The sequence below is a fragment of the Amycolatopsis sp. NPDC003861 genome (assembly GCF_053605405.1).
Genome location: NZ_JBSGJD010000369.1, coordinates 1 through 6,927 on the forward strand (window position 1 = coordinate 1; position 6,927 = coordinate 6,927).

Here is a 6,927-nt window from a genome sequence, read left to right on the forward strand (position 1 = left end):
CCCCGGACTCCTACTACGACGACCCGGAGCTGCGCGCCCGGATCGGCAACGTCCGCGTGCCGATCGAGACGCTCAAGGAGCACAGCATCCTGGTCACGGCCGCAGCCCGCCCAGCCACCGGCGCCTCGGCCGCCGCACCGCGCGCGGCTGCCGGTCCGGCAGGCCGAGCGGCTTCGCGGCCCGCCACCTGCTCGGCTGCGGGTTCCCCGGCCGGCAGCGGCACTGTTGCCAGTTCGTCGGTGTCCGGTGAAGCCAACGTTCCCTCCCGTTCAGGGCGCGAGCAGGTCCCAGGGCTGCGCCGCCGGGGCTGCTTCCTGGCCCGCCGCGCAGCTCGGCCTGAAGTCGCACCATGCGCACCTTCGGTCCGGGCGGGCCGGGAACAGCACCTCACCGTCGCCGCCCGCGTCCAGGGTATCCGTGGCCAGCCTCAGGTCGCCCGCGGTCTCCTCCGCCCTCTGCAAGTGCCTCTGCAAGCTCTCCGGGGTGTGCTCCGCCGCCGCGATCGTGCCCGTCGGGACGTGGTGCAGCTCCACCGTCGTGCACGGCATGCGCAACGTCCTCGCCGCCGCCACCGCATACAGCGCAAGCGCTTGCGAGGCCCTCGCCTCGTACTCGTCCGGCGGGCGGCGGCCCGTCTTGTAGTCCACGATCACCAATTCCCCGGCGCGCGCGTCGATCCGGTCCGCGCGCCCCTCGATGATCATCGACGGCCGCTCCCCCGGCGTGCCGGACACCGGTGCCGACACCCAGCGCTCCAGCCCGACCGGGTCGTGCGAGACGTCGTTGTCCTCGACGTACTCCGCCACCCAGCCCTTCGCCCGCGCCCGGTACCGCGCCGCCTGCTCTTCGCTTTCGAAGCCCGCGTCCTTCCAGAACTCCGCCACCAGCGCCACCGCCCGCTGCGGCACCCTCTTGAGCACCGGCAGGTCGAACAACGCCCGCAGCGCGTTGTGCACCACCGCGCCCAGCGTGCTGTGCGCCCACGGCCCGGTGCGCTGCGGCGTCGGCCGTTCGAGGTACGCGAGGCGGTACCGGCGCGGGCAATCGTCGAAGGTCGCCAGCCGCGCCGGCGAGACCTTCGTGAGCCGCACCGGTTGCGCCACGCCGAAGTCGAAGCCCATCTGGTCCTTCACTCCGCCCACGCTACGCACCACCACCGACACTTTCCGCGCGGGGCAAGCCGCCCCGCGCGGAAAGCCGGGTCACCGCACGACGAGCACCGTGTGCGTCCCCCCGGAAACCGTCAGCGGACCCGCCGCGCGCAGCGGACGCCCATCCAGCAGCACCAGCCGCCCCGAAGGCACCACCAGCGAGCCCGAAGTCCCCCGCGGCGCGGTCACCGTCAGCGAAAACACCGAACCCTGCTGAGACCACGAAGCCGACAACGCGCCCTTCGGCGTCGGCACCGCCCCTCGCGCCCACGAAACCGGGCCCGGGTGCGGCGAAACCGTCCACGTCGCGAAGCCCGGCGACGTCGGCGAGACGCCCAGCAGCTCGTTCGTCAGCACCGGTACGACGCCGGTCGACCAGCCGTGCGCGGCCGACGTGTACCCCTGCTCGTAGTGCGAGCCGCCTTCGCCGATGCCCTCCCACGCCGTGATGCCCGGGTCGTGCGTGGCCATCCAGCCGTACATCCGCTTGATCTGGTCGATCGCCGACGCCGTCTGCCCAGTCCGGAACCGCGCCTGCAGCTCGGGGAACGACGTGAACGCGTACACGCGCTTCGTGCCGTCACCGACCAGAGTGTCGTTGTCCATGAACGGGTTCCCGTACGGCAACGCGCCCGCCGCGAGCCGCGCCAGCGCCGAAGTCGCCTGCGCAGGCGAAGCGATGCCTGCCAGCACAGCGTGGCTGTTGCCGTCCTGCCCGTGCCGCACCGCGCCCGTAGCCGAGTCGAGGTACGCGCCCGCCGCCGGATCCCACAGATACTGGTTCACCGCCGCCGAGACGTCCGAAGCGCGCGAAAGCCACCGCTGCGCGTCGGCCGGGTGCCCCGTCGCGCGCGCCAGACCGGCAGCGCCCTGAAGCGCCCGGACGTACAACGCGTTGTAGTACGTCACTTCGCCCGTACGCGGCAGGAACGCGTAGTCGCCGTAGCCGCCGGTGCCGTTGAGCCCCTTCGAGAGCAACCCGCGCGAATCGGTGACTGACGGGTACCAGCTGTCGAGCGTCTTCACGAGGTGCGAGTAGTACGAGTTCGCGTACGCGGTGTCGCCCGTGTAGAGCACGTAGTCCCAGCTCGACGTCACCCACCAGAGCGGATAGTCGAACAGCGGCAACGTGTAGTTGTTGATCGACGCGGGTGGGATCCAGCCGTCCGCGCGCTGGTGGTCGGCCAGATCGGCGAGCACGTTCCGAGCCGCCGTGCCGTCCTGGTGCGTCAGGTACTGCGTGAGACCGGAGACCGCGACGTCGCCGACGTACGGATCGCGGTCGCGCTTCGCGCCGTCGTGCAGCACCAGCTTCCCGTCCAGCGAAGGCGAGAAGGCGCCGCGAGGGTCCACATCGGACTCGCGGAAGGTGTCCATGCCCAGCTCGTTCGTGTAGGAAGCCGCGTACCAGTAGCGGTTCAGGTCTTCGTCGGACGACTCGAACCAGCCGCGGTAGGTCGACGGCGTGCCGAGGAACGGCGTGAAGTCGAGCGAGACGCCGCCGATGCGCACCTCACCGGACGGCTGGGCCAGCGGCGCGTCCGACGCCAGCGCGTCGAGGCTGATCCGCAGGTAGCGGAAGCCGTGCAGGCCGTCCGCGCACACCTGCGTGCCCGACGCGCAGCCCTTGGTGTCCCGCCACACCGTCGGCGTCGCGGGCACGGCGAACTGGTCGGTGCCCGGCCCGCCGGAGAAGTCCGAGCGGGTGAAGTCGGAGCGTTCGCCGAGGTACTGCAGGGTTTCCGAGAACGCCAGCCGGACGCCCGGCCGGTTCGCCGACGCGCCCGCGAACGCGATCTTCGGGTAGCCGGCCACGACCTTGCCGAAGTCGACGACGGCGGTCGGCACCGGCGGGTCGGCGACCACGCCGGGCCACACCTCGGCGACGCGGCTGAACTCGCCCGAAGGGGTGTTCTGGTCCTTGGTCACGGTGATCCGGACCTGCGCGGTCGTCACCGGCCGGTCGAAGGTGACCGCGCGCTGCACGGCCGTGTTGCCGCTGACCGTGGCGGCCGTCCGCCACGCGCCGGCGTCCAGCACCTCGACCGTGAAGTCCTGCGGCACGCCGTCCACATTGGACAGCACGGTGACCCCGGGCAGCGCGACCGGCGCACCCGCGGTGATCGTCAGGACGTCGGGGTAGGCGCCGATCGTGTCGTCGTTCCAGAACGTCTCGGTGTTGCCGTCGACGGCGTTGCCGGGGTCGTACGTCCGGGGCTGCCCGTTCCCGCCGTTGTTCGGCGCGTGGAACGACGACGCGGCCGCGGTGGTGCCCGACGGCCAGACCGGCTTCGGCGGCGGCACCTGCCTCTTGAACGTCGCCACCCCGCGCCCGAGCAGGCCGTTCGGGTTGGTGACGTCTCCGGTGGTGGACAGCACCTGCACCGGGCGGACGTCCCGGCTCGACGGTGCGACGACGTACTTCTGCCAGCCCGGCGCCGCGTCGGCGGGCACGGCGCCGACGCCGCTCGCCACCAGCACCGTGACCGGCAGGACTGCTCTGAGCCACTTCATCGAGGCCTCCGCAAGGGCGTTGAATCGTTTCAAACGCTGAACTGAGGTTCAGGCTGCGGGAGCGGTGCCAACGATGTCAACGCACCGGGCGCATCCTGTCCGGCAGGACAACCCGGGTGGCGGCCTCAGCCGGCGCCGGAGATGAACCCGCGGACGGAGTTCGCGACGAGCTCCACGGCGATGGCCGCGAGCAGCAGGCCGGCCACCTTGGCCAGCAGCGTGATGCCGCTTTCCTTGATCAGCCGGATGACGAGGCCGGAGTAGCGCATGCAGAGGTAGATCACCAAGTGCACGGTGACGATCGCCAGCGCCAGGGCGATGTACGCGCCGAGGTGCCCGTCCGCCTGCCGGACGAACACGATGGTCGCGGCGATCGCGCCGGGCCCGGCCAGCAGCGGCGTGCCGAGCGGCACCAGCGCGACGTTGACGTCGTCGGCCGCCGCTTCGGGCTCGTGGCCGTTGCTGGTGAGCAGTTGCAGCGCGATCAGCAGGAGCAGCAGCCCGCCCGCGCCCTGCAGCGCGGGGATGCCGATGCCGAGGTAGGCCAGGATCGCCTGCCCCGCGATCGCGAACAGGCTGATGACCAGCAGCGACACCAGGACGGCCTGCCGGGCGGCGCGCGCCCGGGTCGCCATCGGCTTGCGGCCGACGAGGCTGAGGAACACCGGCACGGTGCCGGGCGGGTCCATGATGACGATCAAGGTGATCGTCGCGCTCATGAAGAGCTTCGCGTCGAAGAAGTCGGCGAACGCCATGTCAGCCCTTCACGACCTGGAACCCCGTCGCGCGCGAAGCCAGCTCCTCGAACTGCCCGGGGTCAGTGGTGCACTCACCGAGCTTGATCGTCTTGTTCGTGCCGTGGTAGTCGCTGGATCCGGTGAAGACGAGCCCGAGCTCGGCGGCCAGCTCGCGGACGCGGGCCCGGGTCGCCGTGTCATGGTTCGGGTGGTCGGCCTCGACGCCGGTGAGCCCGCGCGCGGCCAGCCCGGCGAGGGTGTCCTCGCTGATGGTGGCGCCGCGGCTGAAGGCGAAGGGGTGCGCGACGACCGTGACCCCGCCGGCCGCGGCGATCATGTCGATGGCTTCCTCGACCGGCGTGTCCCGGCGGGCGACGTAGTAGCCGCGGCGGGGGCTGAGGTAGTCGGCGAAGGCTTCGTCGACGGACTTGACCAGCCCGGCCCGGACCAGCGCCTGGGCCAGGTGGGGGCGGCCGGGCGGGGAGTCCTCGGGCAGCAGACCGAAGATTTCGTCGATGTCGATCGGGAGGCCGTCGGCGGCCATCCGCTCGGCCATCCGGCGCAGCCGCGTGCGGCGCTCGAGCCGCAGCCGGGTCTGCTCGGTGACGACCGGTTCCGACGTCGGGTCGAAGAGATAGGCCAGCAGGTGGACGCTGATCTGGCGGCCCGTCTCGGGGTCGGTCGACACCGTGGAGAGCTCGGCACCGGGGACCAGCGTGAGGCCGGGTGACACCGCTTCGGAGGCGGGCGCCCAGCCCGCGGTGGTGTCGTGGTCGGTGATCGCGACGACGTCGAGCCCGGCTTTCGCGGCCGCGGCGACGAGCCCGGCCGGCGTGTCGGTGCCGTCGGAAGCGGTGGAGTGGGCGTGCAGGTCGATGCGCATCGCGTCCATTGTCGACGATGCGCTGCGTCACACGCGAAGCGGGACTGTCAGCCGACCGGCTTCTTGCCCCGCGCGGCCCGCTGGGCCTTGATCATGGAGAAGCGTTCGGCCTGCTTCTGCTTGTCGCCGAAGACGAGCTCCGAGATCGTGTCGTAGAACTCTTCGGGGCGCGGCAGGAAGTCGATCTTGTTCAGCGCCTGGATCTGACCGGCGGACTCGACCACCATCGTGCCGTAGCCCATCATGCGGCCGGTGGCGGTGCGGACGTAGCTGAGGTCGGTGACCTTGCTGATCGGCATCATCAGCACCTTGGTGGTGAACACCCCGGTGGTCATGACGAACCGCTTGTCGGTGACCACCAGGCGCTCGACCCACCACTCCATCACCACGTAGGCGAACCGCAGGACGACGAGCAGCGCGACGTACCAGAGGATGTTCTGGCCGATGTACAGCGCCGGCGGCAGCAGATAGGACACCAGCACGCAGACGGCCAGCAGCGCGGCCGCCTCGAAGGTGTCCCACAGGAGCACCGCCCAGTGGCGGCGGATCCGGATGACCCGCCGCTCGGTGTCGAGGAGGTACTCGTCGGGGTCGCGTGGCGCGAACATGGTTCGAGGGTAACCCCGCGATCAGCCCTTGAACACGTTGCTGACGAAGGTGATCACCGATTCGGCCGAGCTGCGCAGGAAGTCGATGATGTTGCCGACGAGGCCGGCGGCCTGCCCAGGCTGGGCGATGACGAAGAACAGCACCAACGCGATACCGGCGAGGCCCGCAATCTTCTTCACGTTCACCGCGATCAAATCCCGTCTCTTACGGTGACACCGGACAACAGCAGTTTTTACGTTGTACCGCACCGAACAGGCGCAGGGGAGGAAAGTCCCGCGCTTGGGTCAGCACGCGGTCCGAAGTGTACCGTATGGCTACTCTCCGTGTACAGGACAGCCGTTTTCACCTCGGCTGCGTCTACCCTTCGGGACATGGAGGGCCTCACCAGCACCACGATCCGCTGCGTCGGCGGGATCGTGTTCGACCCGTACGGCCGTTTGCTGCTCATCCGGCGCGTGAATGACCCCGGTTCGGGGCAATGGTCGCTTCCGGGCGGCCGAGTCGAACCGGGCGAAACGGACAAAGAGGCCGTGGTCCGGGAGCTTTCCGAGGAGACCGGACTGGACGTGATTCCGGGCACACTGGTCGGTTCCGTGCGGCGGGGACGGTACGAGATTTACGACTACGCCTGCGAGGTCGAGGGCGGAAATCTCACGGCTGGTGATGACGCGTCGGAGGTGCGTTGGTCCGATGCGGCAGACCTTGCCGGCCTGGAGGCGGCCGGGGGGCTGGTGGAGCTGCTTTATGTGACGCTGCGTGAGTGGGGGGCATTGCCGAGGGCCTGAAACCGGGGAAGTATCCCCCGCCAGCACTCGGCAGGACTCCGGCAAAGCCGGAGTGCTCTTGCACCCACCCACCGCAACGCGGACGCCCAAACCGGCACCCCACCCAGCCCCGCCCCGCCACCCCGATCCGAAGCCAGAACACGGCCGGTGGTGCCGGGTCAAGGCACGCTTTCCCGCCTTGACGCGGTACCACCGGCCGTAGTCACAATCCGGCTTCGGGGTGGCGGGCACCCAAGCCACTCAAGATA

Annotated in this window: 7 protein-coding genes; 1 reads left to right on the top strand and 6 read right to left on the bottom strand. The window is 70.3% G+C overall.

Annotated elements, in window-relative coordinates; translation table 11 throughout:
* Window positions 1-269: 269 nt before the first annotated feature.
* The 6 genes from ACWEVN_RS45035 to ACWEVN_RS45060 form a co-directional block, all read right to left on the bottom strand.
* A complete protein-coding gene (locus ACWEVN_RS45035) occupies window positions 270-1,121 on the bottom strand; it encodes a RecB family exonuclease (RefSeq protein WP_449687483.1) in 852 nt (283 codons plus the stop codon).
* Window positions 1,122-1,202: 81 nt separating this feature from the next.
* On the bottom strand, window positions 1,203-3,665 hold the full coding sequence (locus ACWEVN_RS45040) for an alpha-L-rhamnosidase-related protein (protein WP_452055363.1): 2,463 nt from the start codon (window positions 3,663-3,665) through the stop codon (window positions 1,203-1,205).
* Window positions 3,666-3,790: 125 nt separating this feature from the next.
* The gene (locus ACWEVN_RS45045) at window positions 3,791-4,420 is read right to left on the bottom strand and encodes a MarC family protein (protein WP_449687468.1); all 630 of its coding nucleotides are present in this window, start codon (window positions 4,418-4,420) and stop codon (window positions 3,791-3,793) included.
* A gap of 1 nt (window position 4,421) precedes the next feature.
* On the bottom strand, window positions 4,422-5,294 hold the full coding sequence (locus ACWEVN_RS45050; protein ID WP_449687469.1) for a PHP domain-containing protein: 873 nt from the start codon (window positions 5,292-5,294) through the stop codon (window positions 4,422-4,424).
* Window positions 5,295-5,332: 38 nt separating this feature from the next.
* Window positions 5,333-5,893, bottom strand: a complete 561-nt coding sequence (locus ACWEVN_RS45055; protein ID WP_003095467.1) for a PH domain-containing protein — start codon at window positions 5,891-5,893, stop codon at window positions 5,333-5,335.
* Between the two features lie 21 nt (window positions 5,894-5,914).
* A complete protein-coding gene (locus ACWEVN_RS45060) occupies window positions 5,915-6,079 on the bottom strand; it encodes a hypothetical protein (RefSeq protein ID WP_162146229.1) in 165 nt (54 codons plus the stop codon).
* A 186-nt stretch (window positions 6,080-6,265) separates the two neighbouring features.
* Here ACWEVN_RS45060 and ACWEVN_RS45065 point away from each other — a divergent pair, with 186 nt between their 5' ends.
* Window positions 6,266-6,679 (top strand): NUDIX hydrolase, encoded by a 414-nt coding sequence (locus ACWEVN_RS45065; protein ID WP_452055364.1) that lies wholly within the window; start codon window positions 6,266-6,268, stop codon window positions 6,677-6,679.
* Window positions 6,680-6,927: the final 248 nt, after the last annotated feature.